The 25,831-nt window shown below is 60.5% G+C and carries 17 protein-coding genes; 15 read left to right on the forward strand and 2 right to left on the reverse strand.

The genetic code is table 11. The features are described 5' to 3' along the window. Window positions 1–47 precede the first annotated feature (47 nt). On the reverse strand, window positions 48–938 hold the full coding sequence (locus GFM02_RS33010; protein ID WP_168272277.1) for a proline iminopeptidase-family hydrolase: 891 nt from the start codon (window positions 936–938) through the stop codon (window positions 48–50). A gap of 130 nt (window positions 939–1,068) precedes the next feature. Between GFM02_RS33010 and GFM02_RS33015 the strand changes: the two genes are divergently transcribed. Continuing rightward, window positions 1,069–1,881, forward strand: a complete 813-nt coding sequence (locus tag GFM02_RS33015) for a helix-turn-helix transcriptional regulator (RefSeq protein ID WP_205930569.1) — start codon at window positions 1,069–1,071, stop codon at window positions 1,879–1,881. 65 nt (window positions 1,882–1,946) lie between these two features. After that, the gene (locus tag GFM02_RS33020) at window positions 1,947–2,849 is read left to right on the forward strand and encodes a proline iminopeptidase-family hydrolase (RefSeq protein WP_168324027.1); all 903 of its coding nucleotides are present in this window, start codon (window positions 1,947–1,949) and stop codon (window positions 2,847–2,849) included. 12 nt (window positions 2,850–2,861) lie between these two features. On the opposite strand, the gene GFM02_RS33025 is transcribed toward GFM02_RS33020, so the two are convergent. Then, the gene (locus tag GFM02_RS33025; RefSeq protein ID WP_168272275.1) at window positions 2,862–3,773 is read right to left on the reverse strand and encodes an acetamidase/formamidase family protein; all 912 of its coding nucleotides are present in this window, start codon (window positions 3,771–3,773) and stop codon (window positions 2,862–2,864) included. A 367-nt stretch (window positions 3,774–4,140) separates the two neighbouring features. On the opposite strand from GFM02_RS33025, the gene GFM02_RS33030 reads away from it, so the two are divergent. The 13 genes from GFM02_RS33030 to GFM02_RS33090 all read left to right on the forward strand — a co-directional run bounded on the left by GFM02_RS33030 (window position 4,141) and on the right by GFM02_RS33090 (window position 24,965). After that, window positions 4,141–7,116, forward strand: coding sequence for an NAD(P)-dependent oxidoreductase (locus GFM02_RS33030; RefSeq protein WP_168324028.1), 2,976 nt, complete (start codon window positions 4,141–4,143; stop codon window positions 7,114–7,116). Between the two features lie 561 nt (window positions 7,117–7,677). After that, window positions 7,678–8,298 (forward strand): (2Fe-2S)-binding protein, encoded by a 621-nt coding sequence (locus GFM02_RS33035; RefSeq protein WP_168324029.1) that lies wholly within the window; start codon window positions 7,678–7,680, stop codon window positions 8,296–8,298. 2 nt (window positions 8,299–8,300) lie between these two features. Further along, window positions 8,301–9,314 carry an FAD binding domain-containing protein gene (locus GFM02_RS33040; protein ID WP_168324036.1) on the forward strand — a complete coding sequence of 338 codons (1,014 nt, stop codon included), beginning with the start codon at window positions 8,301–8,303 and terminating at the stop codon, window positions 9,312–9,314. Then, window positions 9,314–11,428: a xanthine dehydrogenase family protein molybdopterin-binding subunit gene (locus GFM02_RS33045; RefSeq protein WP_168324030.1), complete on the forward strand. Its 2,115-nt coding sequence runs from the start codon at window positions 9,314–9,316 to the stop codon at window positions 11,426–11,428. Before GFM02_RS33040 ends, GFM02_RS33045 begins: the two co-directional genes overlap by 1 nt. 678 nt (window positions 11,429–12,106) lie before the next feature. Continuing rightward, a complete protein-coding gene (locus GFM02_RS33050; RefSeq protein WP_026158848.1) occupies window positions 12,107–12,835 on the forward strand; it encodes a response regulator in 729 nt (242 codons plus the stop codon). Continuing rightward, window positions 12,832–14,364 carry an ATP-binding protein gene (locus GFM02_RS33055; RefSeq protein ID WP_168272271.1) on the forward strand — a complete coding sequence of 511 codons (1,533 nt, stop codon included), beginning with the start codon at window positions 12,832–12,834 and terminating at the stop codon, window positions 14,362–14,364. The genes GFM02_RS33050 and GFM02_RS33055 overlap by 4 nt, the downstream gene beginning before the upstream one ends. A 127-nt stretch (window positions 14,365–14,491) precedes the next feature. Beyond that, window positions 14,492–15,547, forward strand: coding sequence for an efflux RND transporter periplasmic adaptor subunit (locus GFM02_RS33060; RefSeq protein ID WP_246792567.1), 1,056 nt, complete (start codon window positions 14,492–14,494; stop codon window positions 15,545–15,547). A 9-nt stretch (window positions 15,548–15,556) separates the two neighbouring features. Continuing rightward, the gene (locus GFM02_RS33065; protein WP_168324031.1) at window positions 15,557–18,703 is read left to right on the forward strand and encodes an efflux RND transporter permease subunit; all 3,147 of its coding nucleotides are present in this window, start codon (window positions 15,557–15,559) and stop codon (window positions 18,701–18,703) included. A gap of 89 nt (window positions 18,704–18,792) precedes the next feature. Then, on the forward strand, window positions 18,793–19,212 hold the full coding sequence (locus GFM02_RS33070; protein WP_205930571.1) for a DoxX family protein: 420 nt from the start codon (window positions 18,793–18,795) through the stop codon (window positions 19,210–19,212). Window positions 19,213–19,495: 283 nt separating this feature from the next. Continuing rightward, window positions 19,496–20,425, forward strand: coding sequence for an XdhC family protein (locus GFM02_RS33075; protein ID WP_168324032.1), 930 nt, complete (start codon window positions 19,496–19,498; stop codon window positions 20,423–20,425). A gap of 421 nt (window positions 20,426–20,846) precedes the next feature. Continuing rightward, the gene (locus tag GFM02_RS33080; RefSeq protein ID WP_168324033.1) at window positions 20,847–21,506 is read left to right on the forward strand and encodes an ABC transporter ATP-binding protein; all 660 of its coding nucleotides are present in this window, start codon (window positions 20,847–20,849) and stop codon (window positions 21,504–21,506) included. Beyond that, window positions 21,503–23,905, forward strand: a complete 2,403-nt coding sequence (locus GFM02_RS33085) for an ABC transporter permease (protein ID WP_168324034.1) — start codon at window positions 21,503–21,505, stop codon at window positions 23,903–23,905. The genes GFM02_RS33080 and GFM02_RS33085 overlap by 4 nt, the downstream gene beginning before the upstream one ends. Beyond that, entirely contained in the window at window positions 23,895–24,965 is a 1,071-nt protein-coding gene (locus GFM02_RS33090) for a lipocalin-like domain-containing protein (RefSeq protein WP_168324035.1), read from the forward strand. Before GFM02_RS33085 ends, GFM02_RS33090 begins: the two co-directional genes overlap by 11 nt. Window positions 24,966–25,831: the final 866 nt, after the last annotated feature.

Consider the following 25,831-nt stretch of genomic DNA (forward strand, 5'->3'; position numbering starts at 1 on the left):
GCGATCGCCCCTTTGTCTTCGTCGGGTTCGGTCGGCTACCTGTTGCATCAGCCTGCCTCGTGCCGGGCCAGAAAATCGAGAAGCGCCGGATAATAATCCTGCGGGTTCTCATAGAACGGCATGTGGCTGGCATTGGCAAATACCTTCAGCTCGGCATCCGGCAGCGCAAGCTTCATCCTGAGCGCACAGGCCGGCGTCAGCTCGTCATGCTCTCCCGTCGTGATGAGCACCGGCAGCGTCAGCCGCGGCAGGTCGGGGATGCGGTTCCAGTCCTTGAGGCTGCCGATATAGAGAAACTCGTTCGGCCCCTGCATCGTCTCATAGGGCGCCATGTTCCAATCGTCGAGCGAGCGGCGCACCGGCGCCGGCCATTCCGGCAGACGGCAGACATGGCGGTAGTTGAGGATAGTGATGGCGGCAAGATATTCCGGATGATTGTAGGTGCCCTGCGCCTCGTGCTTCTGCATCATCGCCACGGTTTCGGGACCGAGTGCCGCGCGCAGCCGTTCCAGTTCCGAAATCAGATGCGGCATGTCGGCGACGGTATCTTCGAGGATCAGCGTCTTGAGATTCTCAGGATAGGTCAGCGCATATTCGATCGCCAGCCACCCGCCCCAGGAATGGCCGAGCATGTGGACCTTGCCGAGCCCCAGCGCCTTGCGCACCGTCTCCGTCTCCTCGACATAACGGCCGATCGTCCAGAGCGTGAGATCGTCCGGCCGGTCGGAGGCACCGGTGCCGAGTTGATCGAAGGCGACGACACGATAGCCCTTGTCCATGAGACAGGAATGCGCCTCGCGCAGGTAATCGCAGGGCAGACCCGGCCCGCCGTTCAGGCAGAAAACTGTCTCGATGCCGGTCCCGAAACTATAGGCAACGACGCGATAGCCATCGACATCGATCTCGAATCGCTCGTCCGGCCGTATTTCACGCCACATTGATCGCTCCGGCAGAAGATTTCGCTTGCTCAATATTTGGGCACGGCTAAATTTTTACCTTAAACCGCATTCAGTGCCAGCTATAAGAAGTGATAGGGTGGGCCGCGATGCCGAACCCCGGGAGCAGCCCATGCTTGACGACCCCATTCTTGACGACATCGGAACGATCCGACGGCAGTTTACGGCGCACGAAACGCTGGACGGCCGGATCGACCAGGCCTTCGAGGCGATGAAGCAGATCGGCTTCGAGGCGCTGATCTACGACTATACGCCGGTGCCCTACGATCTCGACGGCGCGATCATGATACCATCGCTGCTGAAGCTGCGGAATATCTCCGACGATATGCACGACTACTGGTTCAATCGCGGCTATTTCCGTATCGATCCGGTGCAGCAGGTGGCGCTGCGCACCTCAGCACCTTTCTTCTGGAACTACGACCTGAACGCCAACACGCTGATCAACCGTTTCATGACCGACGACACGGCGCCGGTGACGCGCTATTTGAGCGAACGCGATATGTCGACCGGCGTCACCGTTCCGGTTCATATGCCACGCGGCGACTATGCGACAGTCACCGGCATCCGCTTCGGCCGGAACAAAGATTTCGAACGGCACGCACTGCGCTATATCGCCGACTTCAACCTGCTTGCCCATGTTTTCCATGAGACCGCCTATTCGCTTTTCGACACCCGGGCGAAGAGCGTCGGCACGGTCCGCCTGACCGAGCGGGAACGTGAATGCCTGCGCCATTCGGCGGAAGGCTACTCCGCCAAGGAAATTTCCCGCATCATCGACCGTTCCGTACCGACTGTCGTGATGCATCTGAACGCCGCGACAAAGAAACTCGGCGCCCGCAACCGCACCCAGGCCGTGGTGCGCGCCACCCACTACCGCCTGCTCGAAGACCGGCCGACCCATAATTGGCCACCCTATAACTTGTGATAGCTGCCTTGGCCGCCGCCGCCGCGTTATGATTTTTTTCATGACGCCGAGAGATGGAGACGCCCGTGGGCGAAGTCACGACCAACGAAGCCTATTTGCCCTTTCGCGATTATCGCACCTGGTATCGGGTCACCGGCTCGCTGGAGAGCGGCAAGCTGCCCCTCGTCGTCGCCCATGGCGGGCCTGGCTGCACCCATGATTATGTCGATTCCTTCAAAGATATCGCCGCCCTCGACGGCCGTCCGGTCGTTCATTACGACCAGCTCGGCAATGGCAATTCCACCCGACTTCCGGAAAAGGGCCCGGATTTCTGGACGGTCGGCCTATTCCTTGAGGAGCTGGACGCACTGCTTTCCCATCTCGGCATCCAGGACCGTTACGCCTTTCTTGGCCAGTCCTGGGGCGGCATGCTCGGCGCCGAACACGCGGTGCGCCGGCCGCAAGGGCTGAAGGCGCTTGTGATAGCCAACTCGCCGGCCAACATGCATACCTGGGTTTCGGAGGCGAACCGGCTGAGGCAGGAACTGCCGAAGGAGGTGCAGGACACGCTGCTGAAGCATGAGCTGGCGGGAAGCCTCACCGATCCGGAATATATCGCCGCCTCACGCGTCTTCTATGACCGCCATGTCTGCCGCGTGGTGCCGTGGCCGCCTGAAGTGGCGCGGACCTTTGCCATCATGGACGAGGACAACACCGTCTACCGCAACATGAACGGCCCGACCGAATTTCACGTCATCGGCACGATGAAGGACTGGACGATCGAGAACAGGCTCGATCGCATTGAGGCCCCGACGCTGCTGATCTCGGGAAAATACGACGAGGCGACGCCCCTGGTGGTAAGGCCCTATCTCGAACGCATTCCCGGCTGCGAATGGGTGCTCTTCGAAAATTCCAGCCATATGCCGCATGTCGAGGAAAAGCAGCTTTGCCTGGCGACCGTTTCCGGTTTCCTGTCCCGGCACGATTGAGGAAGCGGTCGTCTATCGGCGAACCAGCCATTTCTTGGCGACACGGCAGGCCATCGTATAGGCCGGGTCGAAGACGTTGCCGACATCGTAACGCACCACCTGGCCCAGCAGATGGCTGGCCGCCGTCCTGTCCAGACCATAATCCGCCGCCAGCCAGTTCAACATTTCGCTGGTGGCGTGCTGGAGCGCCTGATCGAGGGGGCGGGCGTTGCCGATGGTGAAGATGTCTTCGGCCGTTTCTCCGCGCGGCCAGACCAGTCCGGCCTTCTTTTCCACCGTCAGCCGCACCGTGACCTCGAACGTCGTCTCGACGCCGGTTCCGACGATCTCGCCATCCCCTTGCACGGCATGGCAATCGCCCAGAAAGAATAGGGCGCCGGGGGCCGCTACAGGCAAGCGGACCGTGGTGCCGGGGCCGAACAGCCGATAATCCATGTTGCCGCCATATTCGCCGCTGGTCGCGGTCGATATCGCCTGGCCGAGGCTGGGCGCCACGCCGAAACAGCCGATCATCGGGTCGAGAGGCAGAACGAAATTTTCAAGACCTGCAACCGGTTCGGAAAGCCGGACTGTCAGGGCTTCGCGGTCGATCGCCCAGATGGCGATATCGCGCGGCGGCAGGTCGCGAACCGCCTCGGGATCGACCACATTGGCGGCGACGACGCTGCGGGTAAAACCCGTGTCCCTGGTCGGGATCATGCTGATGATCTCGACCTTCAGCGCGTCCCCGGGCTCAGCCCCTTCCACGAAGATCGGGCCGTTCATCGGATTGGGGCCGGATGCCCGCTTGATGCCGTCCTTGCCATGCCCGGCGGCATCGAGCGTTTCGGTGACCACGGTATCGCCGTCGGCGATGTGCAGGGCCGGTGGAAGAGAGCCGATGACATTGTGAAAGCTCGTCGGAATGAAGCGGTGAGTGGTCATGAAATACAGCTCTCGCTCGTTTTGAATGTATGAGCCTACGGCTGGAGCGCCGGGCCGAGAGACTTGCAGACTAGATCAGAGATTGCCTGCAATGCCAATATCCGCGCGGCACTACGCGAAACCGGCAGCAGATGGCGGGTTGCCGAAAGGGTGGCACGAGAGGCGTCTTTGTGATCGCGGCAACCGCATAGGGGAATGCATCACTCATATCCACCCTGGTGGAGGCGACTCTTGCCGCAGCGCTCGAAGGGGTTTTCGGCCACGCGTTTTGCACAGGAAAGATCATTCAGGCAATGGTCGGAACGCGATACCATAACCACGACCTTGGCCGCCTCGACCACCTTCCTTTCAAACCAATAGGCAGATCATGAAAAATATCGAGCAGATGCAGGAACAGCGACTTGAAGCGCTCCGGCTGACGAAGTCGGGAGCACCGAGGCTGCCGTCCAATCCGTTTTTCGGGGTCGGTCCGATCACCGATGCCACGACCGACGAAGTGGATAGCCGCCTGCGGCGCATCGCTTTCGATAGATGGATCGAGAAGACCTATCGCAAGTTCGACGACAGGGGTAACGACATCGGCGGTTTCACCACCGCCGAAATTTCCCGCAGCATGCATCGCGGCTACCCTGCGGACAAAATTCTGACCGACATGATGCGGGCGATCCACCGCTATTTCCACTTCCCGAAGGCGAACCGGATGGCTGTGGGACTCGGCGGCGGTCACAGCGGCTTTACCGTCTGCGTCCGGCACCTGATGAACGCCAACGACGCCTCGCAACGCGTCTACGTCGATACGCCGCGCCCGGAGAGCGATCCGGCCCGCGCGGCAGGCTTCTTCCGTCAGTCCTGGGCTACGCAGCTGATCGAGATGCAGCGCTTCGCCGAAAAAGGCTGCGAGAGCCGCATTCATTTTGCCGCCTCCGAGGGTGTGATCCCGACGGCCGCCGAGCTTTCCGCTCTCGGTGTGTCGATCTTCGTCGGCGTCGGCCACGAGACGACCGGCGCCAATGCCTATACCAGCCGCGAGATCCACGAGCTGCTGAACTGGATCGATGGCGATCCGGCAAACCGCCATGCAGTGTTCGACGCGACGTCGATGCTGGGCGCCATGCCTTGGGAGCCCGAGCTGGTCGACGCCCTGATGGCGAAATGCTGCTTGTTCATGCCGTTTCAGAAGGCGATCGGCGGGGTGTCGGGGTATTTCGTCGCCTCCTTCACGCCGCATGCTTTGGCGCTCGTTGAGAAAAACCAGCAGGATCCGTCCTGGGCGATCCCGCGCCAGCTCAAGATTGCGCCGCCGATCGATGCGCCGCGGCCGCTTTCCGCCAAGCGATCCGTGGATGCCGGGCCGTTTTACGATGCCGCGGAAGACCGCATGCTCGGCGGCGTCATCAACACCTACAGCGCGCTTGCCTTTGCCGAAACCACCTTCGGCCTCCTGCAGTCCGAGGCGCGGCTCGGCTCGGTGGTCGAGCTCAACAAGCGGTCTGCGGCCAATCGGGCGGTGATCGACGGCTGGGTCGAGTCGCACCCGCTGTTTTCGCTCACCGTCACCGATGCCGAGCGGCGCGGCGCGGCGGTCACACTGCTAAAGGTGGAGGACGCCGGCATCACCGATCCTGCGATCCATGCCCGCATTATCGCGCGTTCGAAGCAACTACTCGGCTATGAGGGCTTTACCCATCCGAACGGCGAGTTCGAGCCCGGCCTCGATGCGGCGCGCTACGTCAACGCATTCCCGGGAACGCCCGGCGACTACCGCGCCTGGGTCGGCGGCACCCGCGAGCCGGCCGATATCGTCGCGCTGCTGGAGAACCTGCAATATGCCTATCTGCGCGCCAAGATCGTTGTGATCGAGGAGGAACTGGCAAAGCAGGGCGTCACGTTCGCAGCACCCGTGAAGGCCGGCGCGATGGCCCGCAAGGACGATCCCGAACACGCTTATACGGTGCTGATCGCCGATCTGGTCGGCCTTCGCCTCGGCGCCGATGGGGAGCCCGACGACAGCGAGATCAGGACCTATGTCGAGGAAAAGGGCGGCGTCTTCCATACCGGCCCGATCGGCGACAGGGCGGCGCTGGAAAAGGGCCACATCCATTTCTTCTACCAGCCGAATCTCAGCACCGAGGCGGAAATCCTGCCGCAGACGGACAAGGGCCAGTATGACGCGCTGATCGCGGCAGCGACCTTCATCCCGAAGGCTTCCGTCTTCCCGTTCGGCGGCGTGCGCATCGGCGCGGGTACCGGCAATATGGGCTCGGCCTCCTGGGGCGGCGGCAACGGCGAGGGCGGCGAGGCGCCTTTGATGAACACGCCCGGCATCAACAGCCGGGCGACCGCCCAGATGGCGATGAAGGCAATCCTCAAGGTCGTTCCCGACCTGCCCGTCGACAGGCTGCACCAGATGGTCGCCAACGGCGATTTTGATACCGGGCGCCAGCTTAAGGATTTCCCGACCGCCAAGCTGGAGGGCCGGAAAATCGCCATTCTAGGCTACGGCAATATCGGCCGCGAAGTCGCCAAGCTCGCCAAGGCTTTCGGCATGAAGGTGGTGATCTACGCGCGCCAGCATCACCAAGGCTGGATCGAGTCGGAAGGCTTCGATTACGCCGCAAGTCCGGTTGAAGCGGCGACCGGCGCCGACGTGCTCTCCGTCCATATCGGTCTCGGCCGGCTGGATGCTGCGACCGGCGTCTACTCCAACGCAGGGTTGGTCGACACCCAGGTTCTCGGCGCGATGAACGATGGCGCAGTGCTGGTCAACTACGATCGGGGCGAGGTCGTCGATGCGGCGGCGCTCGACCAGGCGCTGTCATCAGGAAAGATTGCCCATGCGGCAATCGACGCCGATCTCTTCAAGGATGCAGCGACCGGCAAGCTCAGCGGGCCGATGGTTCCCTATCTGCCACTCGAAGAGCGCCATAAGGGCAAGCTGGAACTGCTGCCGCATGCCGCCGCCGATACCGACCATCCTTCGCGGGTGACCGGCGCCAAGCAGGCGGTCGACCAGATCTTCGATGTCATCCGTTTCAAGTCGGTCACCAATCTGAAGGGCGATCTGCCGCAAGGGTATGTCTCGGCAGGCGGCCGCACACCGGCCGGAATCGGCAGGGTGACGAAGCGGGTGGTCAGCGAGATCAGCGGCAATTCCGAACTGCTGGACGAATTACGGCGGACCTCGGAAAAGGTTGCGGCGATCGTCGGCGCGCTTTCCGTTGTCTCCGATCCGAGCCACCGCGACCGGATCATCGATCGCTATACCGGTCTGCTAGCCAAAAATGCCGGCCGGCAGCGGGCGCTTCTCGAGCAGCTTGGCCTCTACGGACCGTCGGCGGAGTAAGCCGCGGTCACGCCCGATGCGTGCCGCTCTTTTTCCGACCGCGCCGGCTCGCGCCACATTCGGAGCGGGGCCGCAGCGCCGCATACCGACGAGCTGCAGTTGCCGTTCATGCCGAACTCAACACATAGTTCCATAATAGCGGCTTATGCCAATAGAGTTTCAAACAAAACCGACGGCTTAGCTAAACCAGGGCAGGTTCGACGGTTCGCCGCGTATTGCGCCTATCCCGGTCGGGCAAAGGGACGGCTTCGAGGGGCCTCGTGGTGCAGTCATGCTAAGGGTTGGCAAAATTTCCGTTCGGGTGCCGATTTCGACCACCTCGCCTAGGCATTAAACGGCAACCAGGGGATCGATGCGGTCCACGACCGCCATGTCATCTCCGCACGCTTCTCGACCGCAGATATCTCCTTCGCCGGCAGCAGCCTAGATCTGCTGCGAATTTGCGACAGTTTGCGACAAATTCCCCATGCCGCGGCACAGTTGTGCGACAGCGATGAGCTATTCCTGGCGAGTAACCGCCGCGTCCAGACATTGGTTTGAAAGTCCAGGAGGAGAGCATAAATGGCAGAGCAAAGTCCCGCAGATTCTCAAGGCGTTGGTGTGACGCGTCGAGCCGTCCTTGGCACCGGTGCCGGTGTTGCAGTCGCTACGATGCTTCCACTGCAATCCGCTGCCGCCCAGGAGATTTCCGTTTCGAATGAAACGGGCACAACTCTCTTCGTTTCGACGACGGTGAATGGACGGGCCGTCACTCTCGATATTGACTCACGCGCATCGCTTCTTGACCTGCTGCGCGAGCGCCTTGGCTTCTCAGGAACAAAAAAAGGCTGCGATCACGGCCAGTGTGGTGCATGCACGGTGCACCTCGACGGCCGAACGGTAGTGTCCTGTCTGACGCTTGCGGCGAAAGTGGCGGGACGTCAGGTGACGACCATCGAAGGGCTGGCCGACGGGGATACACTTCATCCGATGCAGACCGCCTTCATCGATCACGACGCATTGCAGTGCGGATACTGCACGCCGGGCCAGATCATGTCCGCCGTCGCATGCGTTCGACATGGTCACGCAACGGACAAAGCCTCGATCCGCCAATTTATGAGTGGAAACATCTGTCGTTGCGGCGCGTATGCCGGGATCGTCGCTGCCATCGAAGATGTGGCAGCCAATTCGAAGGAGGGCTGAAGATGCGAGCTATCGATTACACCCGGGCGGACAGCCTCGAAGCAGCCGTCGAAGCCTTTGCTGCGGTCGGCCTAGACGCGCGCTACATCGCCGGCGGCACAACGCTCTATGATCTGATGAAGCTCGGCGTGGAGCGGCCAGCGCATCTTATCGACGTTACCGGCATCATGGGCCTCGACACGATCGACACCGACGGCGACGTATTGCGGTTCGGTGCCTTGGCACTGATGAGCAACGTTGCTTACACGCCGGCGGTGCAGGACGGATATCCCATCCTTTCTGAGAGCTTGCTGAAAGCAGCCTCGCAGCAACTGCGCAATATGGCCACAGTTGGCGGCAACCTGCTTCAGCGAACCCGCTGTCCCTATTTCCGCAACGGCGCGGGGTCACTGTCTACCGTAGGCGTATACCCCTGCAACAAGCGTGTCCCCGGTTCCGGCTGCGCGGCAATCGGCGGATTGGACCGAGGCCATGCGATCCTTGGAGTGAGTGACGCTTGTATCGCGGTCTCACCGGGAGACTGGCCAGTGGCGTTGACGGCGATGGGCGCATCGGTCGAAATTCATGGACCCGCAGGAACGCGCACCGTCCCGATTTCGGACTTCTACAGGCTGCCCGGCGATACGCCGCATCTGGAATTCGATATAGCCCCAGCCGAACTGATCACGGCCATTACCGTCCCGAAAGCACCAAGCCGTTCCTCGACCTATCACAAGATTCGCGACCGGGAGAGTTTTGCGTTCGCGGTGGCATCCGCCGCAGTCGTGGTTGAAATGGAAGGAGCCAATGTCCGAACGGCCCGCATCGCACTTGGCGGTGTCGCAACGATCCCATGGCGAGCGCAGAGTGCCGAAGAGACGTTGCGCGGCAAGCAATTAACGCCCGAGCTGGCACTTGAAGCCGGCCGGGCCGCATTCAAGGATGCGCGTCCGGGCCAGCACAACGCCTTCAAGTCCGATCTGGGAGCCCGGGTTGTTGCCGATGCCTTGATGATTGCCGCGGAAAGGAGAGCGTGATGCCGTCACAAACCTTCTCAGAAATCGCCCGCGTCGACGCTAGGGATAAGGTACAGGGCCGCACGACGTACGCAGCCGATATCAGGCTGCCCGGCATGCTGCATGCGATGCTGGTCCCTGCCACCATCGCGAAAGGCAAAGTCACAAACGTTGACGTCACCGCGGCGACCAAAATCCCCGGTGTCGTTCATGTCCTGTCCATCGGCGATTTTCCCTCGCTTCGTCCACAAATATCATTTCGCGGGCAGCCAATTGCATTGGTTGTCGCGGAGACGATCGAGGCCGCGATAGAGGGTGCTGAAGCCATATCTGCTGACTACGAAGCGGCACCATTCGTGCCCTTGATGACCAGTCCCGGCGCACAACGCGTTCCGGCAGAAGGCTTTAATACAGGCGACGTCGACAAAGCGTTTGAAAATGCAGCCGTAATCGTCGAGGGCACTTTCGAGACACCAACCCAGCACCATAACGCCATGGAATTGTTCGGGACCGTCGCGGAATGGTCTAACGGGCGACTGACGGTCCATGAGGGCTGCCAGAATATTGAAGCAGCCAAGGGCGCACTCGTTAAGGCCTTAGGCCTTGCTCCGGACCAAGTTGCGGTCAAATCCGAACATGTCGGAGGTGGGTTCGGGCAGAAATCTCCTCCCAAGCTTCAATCCGCGTTGGTTGCCCAGGCTGCCAGGCTTGCAGGGCGGCCAGTTAAGCTGGTCACACCGCGTGGGCAGTTGTTCCATATCGCCAACTACCGGCCGCGCAGTGTTCACAATATCCGTCTTGCCGCCGACGCGCAGGGGCGCCTGGACGCCGTACTCTATGATGTGGTGCAAGAAAATATCCCTGACGGCGGATTCCGCTCAAGCGGTTACCATGAGGATATCGCACGTCTTTATGCCATCGAAAATTTTCGAGCGACGGCCGGCGATATCCATATCGACCGCCAGATGCCGCGACACACCCGCGGGACGCATCCGTTCCCTGCCGGGTTTGCGCTGGAGAGCCTGATCGACGAGATGGCTTACAAGCTCGGCAAAGATCCGGTTCAACTTCGTCTCGAGCATGAAGCAAAGAACGACATCATCGCTGGGCAGTCGCTGTCGCCGCATTTCCTGAATGACTGCCTGCGGGAAGGTGCAAGGCGCTTCGGCTGGAGCCGGCGAACAGCTGAACCGGGATCGATGCGACTGGATGACGGCACGATGGTCGGATATGGCGTCGCATGCGGGATTTTCGGAGCGTCGGGGTCAGCTGCAGAGACGACACTGAGGGTACGTGCGGACGGCACGACACGGGTGATTTCGTCCGGGCATGAAATGGGCCAGGGTATCCGCACTGCGGTCGCAAGCACGATCATCCAAGGCCTCGACATCAACCCCGATCGTCTGGAGATTTTACTTGGGGATACGACTGTCGGTCCGCAGATGATGACCGTTGGCGAGCGCGGCACGGCCAGCATCATTCCTGTCACGGCGAAGGCCGTCACCGCATTGCGCGCCCGCTTTGATGAGCTTGCGGGACCGAACCCGCCGGCGGGCAATTTGCATGAGCAACTGGCGCGCCTGAAACGTCCCCAGATCGAAGTGGTGGTTTCGGAGCTCGCGCCCGGGCAGGACGCCTCCGCTCTTGAAGCCTTTCGAGCCGGGGGTCGTGCAGGTGCAGGCCCTGAATACCCAGGTTTCACATCAATGAGTTACATCGCTCAGTTCGTCGAAATTCATATCCAACCCAGAACGGGCCGCATCCGTATGCCGCGGGTGGTCAGCATTGCCGATGTCGGCCGGGTCGTCAGTCCGGTGACCGCTCGCGGGCAGATGTATGGCGGCGTTGTCTGGGGTTTCAGCACGGCGCTTCGCGAGGAGACAGACGTCGACCCGCGTTTTGCCGGCTACCTCAATGCTGATCTGGCCGACTACCTCATGGCGGTTAATGCCGACATCGGTGACGTCGACGTTGGCTTCATCGACAAACCGGACACGATGGTCAATTCGGTCGGCGTCAAGGGCATGGGCGAACTCGTCATGCTTGGCACCGCTCCTGCGATCGCCAATGCGATCTACCATGCAACGGGGAAACGCGTCCGCAAGCTGCCGATCCGCATCGAAGATGTCCTTTGAAGAAAGTCGGCCGCCAAGCGCTGCGTCATGCGGGGTCCAAATGACTATTTGTATTGGTCGACGGATCGCCTCTGTCGTTGTGGCGCTCCCATGTAGAAACTTGTCCCATGGCGGCATGCGCCGGCCGGATCCGTCTAATAATCGAAGCAGGCACCCGCATGCTCTGGGGCATTGGTCATGATCTGCGCACGGCGCTGACGCCGCTGAAACTGTGCGTGGAGCGGATGGGGGAAAGCGGTCAGAAGAACGCCTGCTCTCCGATATCGATCGGATTGAGAGCCTGCTCGTCGAGAACCTGAATTATCCTCGAAACGACTATGCGACAGAGACAGTTGAGCTTGTCGACGTCGCAGGCATCTTGCAAACGGCCTGCAGCGAATTCGCCGTATCGGTCACGTCGTCCGATACACCGAGCCAAACAGGCTTCTTGCCAGAAGCCGGCCACTTTCCATTGCACGCGCGGTCACCAATTTTACGACAACGCCGTTGAGTTCGCAGCCGTGATCCCCATAATGATCCGGCAAGCGAAGGGAGGCGTTCGATCCCGAGGCGGCCATTTGAGATCCTGGTAGGACATGTGAGAAAATGGCTTTGGCCGAACCGCTGTGAAACTTTGATACACTTTTTTCGATGCGAACCGCGCTCTCTTCTGTAAAAATAGCTCAAGAGGTTATGCAGATGCAGAATTCATCGCATGTCGTGGTTGTCGACGATCACAGCGATATCCGAGATCTGGTTCGACAGTATCTCGAGCAGCAAGGCTACAAGGTGAGCGTGGCAGAAAGCGGCGCGGCCCTTCGACGCCTGCTCGAGCGCGAGCGCCAGGTGGTGGACCTGATCATTCTCGATGTCATGATGCCGGGCGAGGACGGATTGAGCGTGTGCCGTCAGGTGCGTGCCGCGACCGACATCCCGATCATTTTCCTGACCGCATTGGTCGAAGATACCGATCGTATCATCGGACTGGAACTTGGCGCTGACGACTACGTCGTGAAACCATTCAACCCCCGCGAACTCCTGGCTCGCATCAGAGCGGTGCTTCGGCGTGCGAGCAATCCGCTGACACAGCAGCGCATGACACAGCAGCAACGGGCCGTCCGCATCGGCCAGTGGCGCGTCAACATGGGACGTCAGGAAATTTCCGGTAGCGACGGCGTTGGAATACCCTTGAGCACTGCCGAATTCCGTCTGCTGAAAGTCTTCATCGAAAGGCCGGGCCTGATCCTGAGCCGCGAACAGCTGCTTGATCTGACCGTCGGCAGGACGGCCGACATCTTCGATCGCAGCATCGACAATCAGGTGAGCCGGCTTCGCAAGAAAATCGAAGAGAACCCTAAAAATCCGTCGATCATCAAGACGCATTGGGGCGGCGGCTACAGCTTGGCTGCCGAGGTGGCGTTCGAATGAACCACCTCTGGAACAGAAGCCTGGCGACGCAACTTATCGCGTTTACGCTTGCGGCTTTGATCATTTCCCAGGCGCTGACATTTCTAATCTCCTGGAAGGAGCATTCCAAAGCTCTCGACGCTGCAGCCAAGAGCGAATTCCTCAGTCGAGCGCGCACGCTGACCCGACTGGTGGAAACCGTACCGCCCGAATATCAAAAGCAGGCTCTGCTTGCGAGCGAGACGAGGGACTCGCGTTTTTGGGTGACCGATCGTGAAGCGGAAGACCCCGCCGCCTGGCGCCTGACGGCTGCCGCCGAATTTTCCCGGCCTCTGGAGAATTTCGTGGACCTCGTCAGGATCTTTCAAGACGGCTCAGCCAGGACGCAGATCCCTGATGCGAAGAGGGTCGCAGCGTCGAACGGCGGTGAGGGATGGCGCGTTCCAATGCAGAGCCTCTGGGCGCTCCCGCAGCCGATCAAATATGTCTATTTCGACGGCTCGCGGGGCTATGGCCTTGTCATCAAGGTCGATGAGAGGACCTGGCTGAACGCAGCCTTCTATATGCGACAGACTGGAGGCTGGTGGACCTCCACGTCGCTCGCCTCGCTCAGCCTGACGGCACTCATCCTGGCTCTGCTCGGCGTGTTCTTCGCCAGCCGCATATCAAGGCCGTTGCGATATCTTGCGACCTCGGCCGAAGCCTTGGGGCGGGGAGAAAACCTGCCGCCGCTTTCGGAAGAAGGACCGGAAGAGGTCCGGCGCACCGCTGAAGCCTTCAACAAGATGCAAGGCCGGCTGCACCGTTTCCTTGAAGACAGAACGAAGATGCTGGCCGCGATCGGTCACGATTTGCGAACGCCCCTGACGACCTTGAGACTGAGGACGGAGTTCGTGCAGGATCAGGAGATCCAGCGAAAAATGCTGTCGACGATCGATGAACTTCAGGGCATGACCGAGGCCGCCATTTCTTTTGCGCGTGGCGAATCGACGGAAGAGGAAACGCGCGACATCGATCTGGAAGCGCTGGTTGGAAGCATCTGCGACGACCAGTCCGATCTTGGCAAGCCTGTCAGTTTCGTCGAAGGCGTGAAAATGTCCTATCGCTGCCGGCCTGATGGTCTCAGACGCGCTGTGCGAAATCTCGTCGAAAACGCCGTGCGATATGGCGGAGAGGCGCGGGTCTTCATCCGGCACACGGCTGCGACCATCGACATCGTCGTCGAGGACCGCGGTCCAGGCATTCCCGACCTTATGAAGGAAAAGGTGTTCACGCCGTTTTTCCGGCTCGAGGCTTCGCGCAACCGCGACACCGGCGGGATTGGACTTGGCCTATCGATCGCGCGTGCTGCAGCCAGGCAACATGGCGGTGACATTTCCTTCGTAGCAGGAGATGGCGGTATGCAAGCCGTTCTTTCTCTGCCACGCGATGGCCGTGTGGAAATGCCTGCTGTCCCCAAGGGGCGCGACTGGAAATCCCTGCGCGGGTCGATTGGGCTCCGTGCCCCGAACCTTGCCGAGAAGCCGACAAAGCCGCGGACGCAACATTGATCTCGGCGCCGTTGCACCTCACCCTCGGCAGGCGGCAGCCACCATCCACATTCATGTGTATCGATCGAAAGTGCACCTTGGGCAGCTATTCTGGTAGCGGTGCCGCAGCCTCGCCGCTCATGCACAGATGGTTTCGGAGGTCCGCCCTCGCGTGTCCGGCATCATTCTCAGGCAAAGTTTCGATGAGGGCGGCTTGGTAAAAGCCGGAGACGTCCTTTACGAACTTGACCCCATGCCGTTCGAGGCCTCCTACCGCAATGCCGAGGCTGCCGTGCAGCGAGCCGAAAGTGCCCTTCCGAGCGCCCGAGCGCGCTCGCAGCGCTATGAGAGCCTGAGTGCGAGCAGTGTCGTCAGCCGCCAGGATTTCGATGAGGCACGAACACAGATGCTGCAGGCCGAGGCGGACGTCGCCGCTGCCAGGGCAGCTCTTGAAACCGCCCGCATCGAACTCGAATATGCCAAGGTCCGCGCCCCGATCAGCGGGCGTGTGGACGCTTCAAATGTCACCGAGGGTGCGCTGGTTACCGAAGATCAGGCGTCGCCAATGACGACGATCCGCCAGACGGACATCATCAATGTCGACCTTGTGCGCTCGAGCGCCAGCCTGCTCGCGCTCAACAAGGCGCTCGCGTCGCAGGATATCAAGCCACAGGAAGGCTCGGTGACCGTCGAACTCCGGCTCGAGGACGGCAGCAAATACGGCCATCCCGGAAAGTTGCAGTTCCGCAACGGCGCCGTATCGCAAACGACCGGCATGGTTCTGATGCGCGCCATCTTCCCTAATCCGGAAGGCGCGCTCCTGCCCGGGATGTATGTGCGGGCACTCGTTGAAGACGGCTATGTCGAAGATGGCGTGCTCATTCCGCAGCGCGCGGTCTCACGCAATAGCCGCGGAGAGGCCACGGCGCGTTTCATCAGCGCCGACGGGAAGATCGAGGAACGTGTTCTGGCCGTCGAGCGCGGCATCGGCAACAATTGGTTGGTGACCGCTGGCGTCGGGGAGGGTGATCGTGTCGTCGTCGAGGGCCTCCAGAGGGCGGCGATCGGCGAAGAGGTCCAAGTCACCGCAGTGACCGTCGATAACGAGACGGGGGAGTTCGTTGCCGTCGCCGAGGCGGGTCGGCCATCTGCAGGAAAACCCGCAGAGGTTTCCGTGCGGTTGCCTGACGCCGTAACGCGGTGAGGCGGCGCCATGTCGCGTTTCTTCATCAGCCGCCCGATCTTCGCATGGGTGCTTGCAATCGCCGTCATGATGACAGGCGCGATCGCAATCACGACCTTGTCCATATCGCAGTATCCGCAGATTGCTCCCACATCGGTCCGCATCACCGCCAACTATCCGGGCGCCGACGCGAAGACGGTCGAGGACTCAGTGACCAAGGTGATCGAGCAAGGCATGACGGGTATCGAAAATCTGGACTATGTGTCCTCGAACTCGTCCTCCACCGGCGAGGCGTCGATCACATTGACCTTTACCAGCGCCGCCGACCCCGATGTCGCACAGATGCAGGTCCAGAACAATCTCCAGCTCGTCCAGGCACGTTTGCCGAGCGCGGTCCAGGATACGGGGCTGACGGTATCGAAATCGACGTCCAGTTTCTTCCTGATCGCCTCCTTCCTGTCTGAGGACGACAGTCTGTCCGGAACGGATATCGCCGACTTTGTCGACAGCTCCCTCATGGACTCGTTGCGGCGCGTGCCAGGCATTGGCGAGGTGCAACTGCTTGGCTCCTCCCGCTATGCCATGCGCATCTGGCTTGACCCCGACCGGCTCGCCCAGCATGGGCTTATGGTCACTGATGTGACGCAAGCGATCAGAGCGCAAAACACGCAGGTGTCCGCCGGTCAATTCGGGGCTCTGCCGCAGCGGCAGGGCCAACAGCTCAATGCCACCGTGACTGCGGGAAGCCGTCTCCAGAGCAAGGAGCAGTTCGAGGCAATCATCCTCGCGCGCGCTGCCGATGGCTCGGTCGTGACATTGAATGACGTTGCTGAGGTCGAACTTGGCTCCGAGAGTTATACCACGAGCGGAACCTATAGCGGTCATCCCTCCGCAGGCGTCGGCTTCCGCCTGGCGGCCGGCGCAAATGCGCTTGAAGCTGCAGAGGCGGTGCGCGGCGAGATCGAAAACTACAGAGGTAGCTTCCCCCCAGGCGTAGAGGTCAAATATCCCCTCGACACGTCTCCTTTCGTGCGCTTGGCGATTGAGAGCGTCGTGGTGACATTGATCGAGGCTGTCATCCTCGTCTTCATCGTCATGTTCGTTTTCCTGCAGAACCTGCGCGCGACAATCATCCCGACGCTTGCGGTACCTGTGGTGCTGTTGGGGACCTTTGCTGTCATGGCTGTGTTCGGATACTCGATCAACACACTCACCATGTTCGGCATCGTTCTCGCGATCGGCCTTCTCGTTGATGACGCGATCGTCGTCGTCGAGAATGTCGAGCGGGTCATGGAAGAAGAGGAGCTCGGGCCGCGCGAGGCGACCTTGAAGTCCATGGGTGAAATCAGCGGCGCCCTGATCGGTATCACGACCGTGCTGTCGGCGGTTTTCATCCCCATGGCCTTCTTCTCTGGATCTGTTGGAATCATCTACCGGCAGTTCTCGATCACTATCGTCTCGGCAATGGTGCTTTCCGTGCTGGTGGCCCTGGTTTTTACGCCGGCGCTCTGCGCCACGATCCTCAGGCCGCCCGGATCCGGATCCGAAAAGACCGCGCCGTTTCGCTGGTTCAATGCCGGCTTCCAGAGGTTCACCGCACTTTACCAGCGCGCCACGCTTTCGATCGTCCGCCGGATCGGCGTGGCGCTCGTCCTGTTTGCGGCGCTATCGGGCGCGACCGTCCTGCTTTTCGCGAGGTTGCCGACCGCTTTTCTGCCAGAGGAGGACCAAGGCAGACTGATGACCTCTATCCAGCTTCCGCCGGGAGCGACGGCTGACCGGACGCGGCGGGTGCTGGACCAGGTGCTCGAATACTACCTGACCAGCGAGGCAAGCTACGTCGACGGCGTATTCGGCGCTACCGGCTTCAGCTTCGGTGGCCAAGGTCAAAATGTTGCGACAGTGTTCGTCGCTTTGAAGGATTTCGATCAGCGCTCGGCACCCGAAGCCTCTGCGCAGGCGATTGCCGGACGTGCGATGGCAGCCTTCAGCGCAATTCGCGATGCGCGTGTCATTGCCTTGTCGCCACCCGCCCTGCCGGGCTTCGGAAACAATAGCGGCTTCGATTTCTTCCTGCGTGACACCGGTGGCGCCGGGCATGAGGCGCTGATGGCGGCTCGTAACCAATTTCTGAGGACAGCTGCGGCGAATGAGAGGCTGTCGGGCACCAGGCCGAACGGCCAGGAGGATACACCGCAATATTCCGTTTCGATCGACCGCGGGCGGGCGAGCGCGCTCGGCATTACGCTTTCCGATATCGATGCGACGCTGTCGACGGCTTGGGGAGGCAGCTATGTGAACGACTTCGTCGACCGCGGGCGGGTCAAACGTGTCTATGTCCAGTCTGATGCGTCTTTTCGCATGCAGCCTGCCGATTTCGACCGCTGGCATGTCCGCAACGATCGCGGGGAGATGGTGCCGATTTCGGTCTTCTCGACAGGACGGTGGGATTACGGCTCGCCGCGGCTTGAGCGATACAATGGCGTGTCAGCGGTACAGCTTCAGGGCTCGGCGGCCATAGGAATAAGCTCAGGTCAGGCGATGGCAGAGATCGACCGTATGGTGGGAGAGCTGCCCGCGGGTTTTTCGCACCAATGGACGAGCCTTTCGGCTCAGGAACGGCTTTCCGGCAATCAGGCCGTCTACCTCTATGCCATTTCCGTCGTGGTCGTCTTCCTGGCGCTTGCGGCGCTCTACGAGAGCTGGACAGTGCCATTCTCCGTCATGCTTGCCATTCCTGTCGGAGTCTTCGGGGCACTGGTTGCGGCAAGTACTTTCGGACAGGCCAATGACGTCTATTTCAAGGTCGGGCTTTTGACGACGATCGGTCTTGCGGCGAAGAACGCCATCCTGATCGTGGAATTTGCCATTACCGAGGAAGCCGGCGGGAAGGGATTGGTGGAGGCGACGCTTGAGGCCGCGCGCCAGCGGTTGCGGCCGATCCTGATGACATCCTTCGCTTTCATCCTTGGCGTCCTCCCGCTCGCCATCGCCGACGGCGCGGGTTCCGGTTCCCAAAACTCGATCGGTATAGGTGTCATGGGCGGCATGATATCGGCGACGGTCCTCGGCATATTCTTCATCCCCGTGCTCTTCATCGTGACCCGGCGATTGTTCAGCCGCGGACCGCATCCCAAGCCTTACGCGGATGCGGGAGTAAGCGCTCCCGCCGAATAGGAGAGCATATCGACCGTCGGCGAGCGGCGCCCGCGACGCCGCACTCTTCGACTTTCTTGAATACGCTTCGCCAAATGAGGATCACGAACATGCAGATGGCATTTCTCCACGGCGCCGCGCCGCAATTGCTGAGCGTCCTGCGCATCATCGCCGCCACATCATTCTTCACGCATGGAACGATGAAATTGTTCGGTTGGCCGGCACCGTTCGAATATCCGCTGAATGCGCTGCTTCTGGCGGCCGGCTTTCTTGAAGTCATCGGTGGTGTGCTTCTGGTGATTGGTCTGTTTTCTCGCCAGGTCGCTTTCCTGCTCTCCGGCCAGATGGCCTTTGCTTATTTTATTGGACACGGCTCACAAGCCTTCTTTCCCGCCCTCAACGGAGGCGAGACCGCAATGTTGTTCTGCTTCCTCTTCCTCTACATCGCTGCCGCCGGCCCGGGACCATGGAGCCTCGACGAGGTGGCTTCGAAGGCGCCTCCCGTGCAGCAGGCAGGTCCGTCTAACTGACTTTTGCGGGCGAGGTGGCGCTTGATTTATGTCATCGACGGTCCGCTGAGGTTCTCCGCGGGCGAGCGCGCCCTCCGCGGATGTGTGACAGATTGATACCAAGTGCGCGATCACTGACAAATCCATCAGACAAGTTCGCGCTAGATTTCGGTCGGACCGGTTCCTTCATCCCCCACAATCAAGGACCGGGTTCCCCCGCATCGGCAGCCTGACCCCACGGTTGCCGATGCCCCTTCAAGACGAAGAAAACCTGCCGTTGCTCCGGACCTCGAGAGGATCTGATATGAACGAGATGGTAGCCATCACTCCGCTTCCTGCGCCCGTCCAAGCGAGGATGTCGGACGATCCGTCAGAGATTTTGCGCTTTGCCGTTGACTGCTTCGACCGAGGAGAGGTCGCGATCGCAACACTCGTCGACATTCGAGGCGGCGCGGCTCGTTCTCTGGGTTCGCTGGTTGCGGTCGCTGTTGACGGCAGCTACTGCGGCTATGTCTCCGGCGGCTGCGTGGAGGCTGCGGTTGCTTTCGACGCACTCCTTGCGATTGCCGAGGGTCGGGATCGAACTATGATGTTCGGGCAGGGCTCTCCCTTCTTCGACATAGCCCTGCCGTGCGGCGGCGGCATCACCGTTGCAATCCATGTCTTGCGCGACATTTCTGCGATCCGGCTTGTCCTCGAACGCCTGGAACGGAGGCAGCCGGTTGGCCTTCGTTATGTGCCGTCCAATCAGTCTCTCGTGGCAGTGGATCCGCCTGTTCAATCTGGTTGGTTTGAAGACGAGTTTCTGTCGGTATTCCTTCCGCGAACCCGCATCCTGATCTCGGGTCGTTCGCTCGAGGCGCGGGCCACGGCGCGCTGTGCAACGATCCTGGGCTACGATGTGATCCGGATTGAGAGCGGCAATCCCCACTATGTCGCGAAAATGATTGACGCCTTCACGGCCGTGGTGCTTTTGCATCATGATCTCGAGGCTGAAGCGCCGCTTCTCGGACTGGCGCTCAGCTCGCCGGCGTTCTACATCGGTGCCCTGGGCAGCATGAAAACGCACAGCAGGCGTGTCGAATTGCTGACGAGATCTGGTTTTGCCAGGACCGACATCGATCGCATCAAGGCACCGATCGGGCTGTTCGGCCCGGCGCGCGACGCGACCTCCCTTGCCCTTTCTGTGCTCGCCGACATTGCCGCGATGAGGCAAGGCATCCGTGAGTCGTGAGGCCATTGATACGAGCCCGCCTCCGGCACTCTTGCCAGCCCCGATAGAAAGTGCCGATTGTCAGATCTGCTGTCCGTCTCCATCATGCTGTTGGCCGCAGGCACGGACGAGGGATGATCCGATCACGATTGCAGCCAGCCCGCACGAATGACATCATGCGTTGGAGCAGCGGCCGTCATATTGTCCAGCGGCACACTCGACGCTAGGACATACGAGGCGGCAGCCCGCGTTGAGCAGTAGCTCGGTTCTCGCAAGGTCCACATTTCAAGCTGAACTTGACCGCTTGTAGTGGCTAGTGATCAAGCAATGACAAGGAGTCTCCTGTTTATGTGCTGTCGCACGGATCTTGCGATCCCTCTCGAAAGTTCTTAGGTGACCCGAGGTCTTTGCATTCTGCAAACCCCGTGCTCGAGAGACCGACATGATCCTCACCCTCGCCGGCGTCAGAAAATCCTATTCCACTGCCGAGGGCCCGATCGAAATCCTGAAAGGCATCGATCTGGAAGTCGCTGCGGGCGAAAGTGTTGCGCTCACCGGAGAGTCCGGCAGTGGCAAAAGCACATTGCTGCATCTGGCAGGCGGGCTCGACCGTGCAGATAGCGGCTCTGTCGTGATGGATGGCAGCGATCTCGCGCTATTTGCAGAAACCGATCGGGCCCGATACCGGAGAACGAGGGTCGGCCTGGTTTTTCAACAGTTTAACCTCATCCCATCCCTGAGCGTCGCAGCCAACATTTCATTTCACGCCAAGCTTGCAGACCGGTACGATCACGCTTGGGAAAGGCAGTTGATCGAGGAACTGGGGCTGGAAGAATACACCGCCCGATATCCCGAGCAGCTTTCCGGAGGGCAACAGCAGCGCGTTGCAATCGGGCGAACATTGGCTGCTCGACCTCCTCTCATCCTTGCGGACGAGCCAACTGGCAATCTGGATGAGCAAACAGGCGATGCCGTCCTCGATCTGATGCTCAATCTCGCCCGGACAGTGGGATCGGCTCTGCTTTTCGTCACTCACTCCACGAGGCTTGCAGCTCGTCTGGACCGAACGGTGGTCCTTCGCGGTGGGAAGATTGCCGAATGAACTTCGTTGCATTCGCAGCCCTGCTGTCACACTGGCGTCGGAGACCTCTCCAGCTTCTGACGCTGGTCATGGGGATTGCGCTTGCGACAGCGCTCTGGTCCGGCGTTCAGGCGATCAACGCCGAGGCGAGAGCGAGCTATGCCCGGGCGGCATCGGTTCTGGAGCAAGGCAACCTCCGGCAGATCGTCGCCAAGGACGGTGACGGCATAGCGACTGAGGTCTATGGCAGCCTGCGTCGAGCGGGCCTGAATGTTTCGCCCGTGATTGAGGGCAGCTACCGCTTCGGAAGCATAAGGATCCGTTTGGTCGGCATCGAGCCTCTGACGATGCCAAGGGACACCCAGAATGCGACGATCGCCAGCGGTTCAGATCTATCCGCCTTCTTTTCAGCCAGCGGACAGTTGCTCGTATCGAGCGCGACTGCCGAGCGGCTCCGTGGCGCCACGGACATGAACATCAAAATCAATGGCAACGTTCCCGACGGCGCTGCCTTCGTCGATATAGCGGTCGCCGATCGATTGCTCGAGAGGCACGGGAAGATCGACCGACTGGTGGTCGCAGCCGATCAAAAGATCACCCCCGAAGCAATCGATCAGGCGAGATTGACGATGCGCGAACCGGCTGAACAACCAGACGTCGCTCGCCTCACAGACAGCTTTCACCTCAACTTGACCGCCTTCGGGTTCCTTTCGTTCATCGTCGGGCTCTTCATCGTATATTCGGCCACGGGCCTGAGCTTCGAACAGCGTCGAGGCACTTTTCGTACACTTCGATCGCTTGGTATCTCCCTTCGAGCATTGACTACGATGCTCCTGATCGAGCTTTCGATGCTGGCGCTGATATCCGGGTTGATCGGCGTCATACTCGGCTACGTCATTGCGTGGCTTCTGATGCCGGGTGTCGCCGCGACCCTCAGGGGCCTCTACGGCGCGAATGTGTCAGGCTCGCTATCCATTCGGCCGGAGTGGTGGTTGGCTGGACTGGCAATTGCTCTCGGAGGAACCGCTGTCTCATCAGCTCAGAGCCTGTGGCGGGTTTGGAAGCTGCCGATTTTGGCTGCCGCCCAGCCGCGGGCGTGGGCGAGACAATCCGCTGGGTCCCTTACCTATCAGGCGGGAATCGGCGGGTTTCTGCTGATCTTGGCGGCTGTCATTGCGATTACTGCGTCCGGGCTGGTAGCGGGCTTTGCGGTTCTTGGCTGCCTGCTTCTGGGAACAGCTCTGATGCTGCCTGGACTTCTTGCGGTCATCCTGACCGCAGCGCAGCGAACGGCGCGGAGCGCCCTGATGGAATGGTTCTGGGCAGACACCCGCATACAGCTTCCCGGCCTGTCGCTGGCTTTGATGGCTCTGCTACTGGCATTGTCGGCGAACATCGGCGTCGGCACGATGGTATCCAGTTTCCGGCTGACGTTCATCGGCTGGCTGGACCAACGGCTGGCCGCCGAGCTTTACGTGACGGCCAAGGATGAGGAGGAAGCTGCACGGCTCCGAGCTTGGCTTCCGCAACGCTCGACGGCAGTCCTGCCCATCTGGAGTGTGGACGGTGAGGTGCTTGGCGAACAGATCCAGATCTTTGGCGTCGCGGACGATCCAACTTACCGAGAGCACTGGCCTTTGATTGCGTCCGATAATGACGTTTGGGATAAGATCGCTGCCGGTCAGGGCGCCCTCATCAACGAACAGATGTGGCGTCGCGGCGAAGCCAAGCTCGGCCAGCCATTGGTCATGCCTGGAGGTTGGAGTGTAACCGTGGCCGGTGTGTACTCTGACTATGGGAACCCGAACGGGCAAGTGATCGTCGGCATCAATACCCTGGTCGATCATTACCCCGATGTCCCGAAACTTCGCTACGGGGTCCGGGTAGCTCCCGAGCGAGCTCAGGTTCTCAAGCGCCAGTTGGTCGAGGAGTTTGGTCTGTCGGATACCGCGATCGTTGACCAGGCTTCGCTCAAGCGACAATCGAGAGCGATCTTCGACCAGACATTCAAGGTGACGGGCGCGTTAAACGTCCTCACTCTTGCTGTGGCAGGATTTGCCATGTTCTCAAGTCTTCTGACACTGTCCGGTATTCGGCTTCCTCAACTGGCGCCGGTGTGGGCCATGGGTGTGCGGCGACGGGATCTGGCGCTTTATGAAGTTGCCCGGACACTTGCGCTCTGGTTCACAACATTTGTGGCGGCCGTCCCGGTTGGTCTTGCCCTGGCGTGGGTCCTGCTTGAGATTGTGAACGTGGAGGCCTTCGGTTGGCGATTGCCAATGACGGTGTTTCCAATGGATTGGCTTTGGCTGGGAGCAATCGCCTTCATAGCGGCATCGCTGTCGGTGCTGATACCGGTTCGTCGCCTCGCTTCGATTAATCCTGCGGACCTGCTGAGGATTTTCGCCAATGAACGTTAGAAAGTTGGCGTCCCTCCTGATGGCCGCGGCTATGATCTGCGTAAGCGGTCAGGCGTTCGCACAGGGCTTCGCCGGATTGGGATCGGATGCGCAAGGTTTTGCGATCCCGGAGCGTGGCAATGGTCTTTCTTTCCCCGCCGACCATGGCGCTCATCCTGATTACCGCATTGAGTGGTGGTATGTGACCGCCAATCTCAACGGTGATGATGGCAAGCAATACGGTGCGCAGTGGACGCTGTTTCGCTCTGCGCTGGCTCCGGGAAACAAGGCAGGTTTCGCAGATCCGCAAGTCTGGATCGGGCATGCAGCGATCACCACCCGGAGCCATCACTATGTTGCGGAGCGGTTGGGCCGGGGAGGCATCGGGCAGGCGGGCGTTCAGGCAACGCCTTTTCGCGCGTGGATAGACGACTGGCGGATGGAGGACACCGAGCAAAGCGGCTCGGACACCTTTGGCAACCTTTCAGCCTTCGCCGGCGGGCCGGACTTCAGATATACCTTAAACCTCAAGGCCAATGGGCCACTCGTTCTTCAGGGTGACAAAGGCTTTTCGGTAAAGTCGGCGAACGGACAGGCGAGCTACTACTACTCGCAGCCTTTCTATGAGGTGGCGGGGACGATCACGACGTCCGGATCGCCGGTTAAGGTCACCGGCAAAGCTTGGCTGGACCGGGAGTGGTCGTCGCAGCCGCTTGCGTCCAATCAGACGGGCTGGGACTGGTTCTCACTGCACCTGAATTCCGGCGAGAAACTGATGGCTTTCCGCCTTCGTGACGACAAGGACGGGTTCATCTCCGCGAACTGGATATCCGCGGACGGGCGAACGACACCTCTGTCGAAAGATGACATCCAACTGCAGCCAACTCGGAACGCAACCGTCGATGGCCGCCAAATGCCGGTAGAGTGGCGTATACGCGTGCCGGGTAAGTCACTCGATATCACGACCGAACCGTTGAACGACCAGTCCTGGATGGCGACCTCGACGCCTTATTGGGAGGGACCGATCAACTTCACGGGCTCTACGTCAGGCGTCGGATATCTCGAGATGACCGGCTACTAGCTGTTACCTTTCACAGGGTAACAGCTCCTTCGTTGAAGGATGCAAGCTCGCCAGCCCTTCGGCAAATTCCTGCAGGATCGACCGGAGTCTGGCCTATTCAGTAAGCGTCCGGTGGTGTGTTGATCAGCGTTTCAGGGGTTGATCCGCCTGAATGGATCGGGCGGCGAGGCGTTGACGAAGGTCCTGAAGCTCTTGTTCGCCGGCGTGTCGGCTCCCGACCTGCCGGGGACAGCGGCCGACGAGCGGGCAGCCGATGCCGGCTGGCCTTTGATGTAGCATGGCGGGTGGGCGGGACGCGTAGTGGTCTTTGCTGAGGCCGATGCGGCGTGTCGGTATCGGCGATCTGTTGTACGACGGCGAGCTCGAGCGAAGAGCATGAGCATGTTTTCCTTGAGCGAGCGCCGAGAGGATTTCATCGCAGATCAAGAGCTTTGGATTAACCAGCAGCGCGCGGGCGATGGCTATACACTGGCGCTCGCCGTCCGAAAGCTGCTTGGGAAGCGGTCGAGATAGCCGGAGCGCAGGCCGACATTTTCCAGCGCGGTTTTAAGGGTCTTTCGTAAACTTCGATACCAAAATGGTCGAGCGGACGTTCGAGGACCGCCCGGATGCGGCAGTGGGGGTTGAGCTACGCAATCCGCGAAATTCATTTCCAAATGACCGTAAGTGACGTCGGCGCGATCGACGTGAGCCTAACACTCCAGTGGAGTTCCATAATATCTGTTACGCCACATTGTGCCTGTAGCCGCAAAGTTGAAGTGTCCTGTTTCTGCAAAGTTGGAATGTCACACTCCCCGCGTTTGATTGGCGCCGGGGAGATTGCCGATGGGACTGATAGCGATGAGCGAGCGTGATCTGCAGCGGAT

The sequence above is a fragment of the Rhizobium leguminosarum bv. viciae genome, assembly GCF_012276115.1.
Taxonomy (GTDB): Bacteria; Pseudomonadota; Alphaproteobacteria; order Rhizobiales; family Rhizobiaceae; genus Rhizobium; species Rhizobium leguminosarum_T.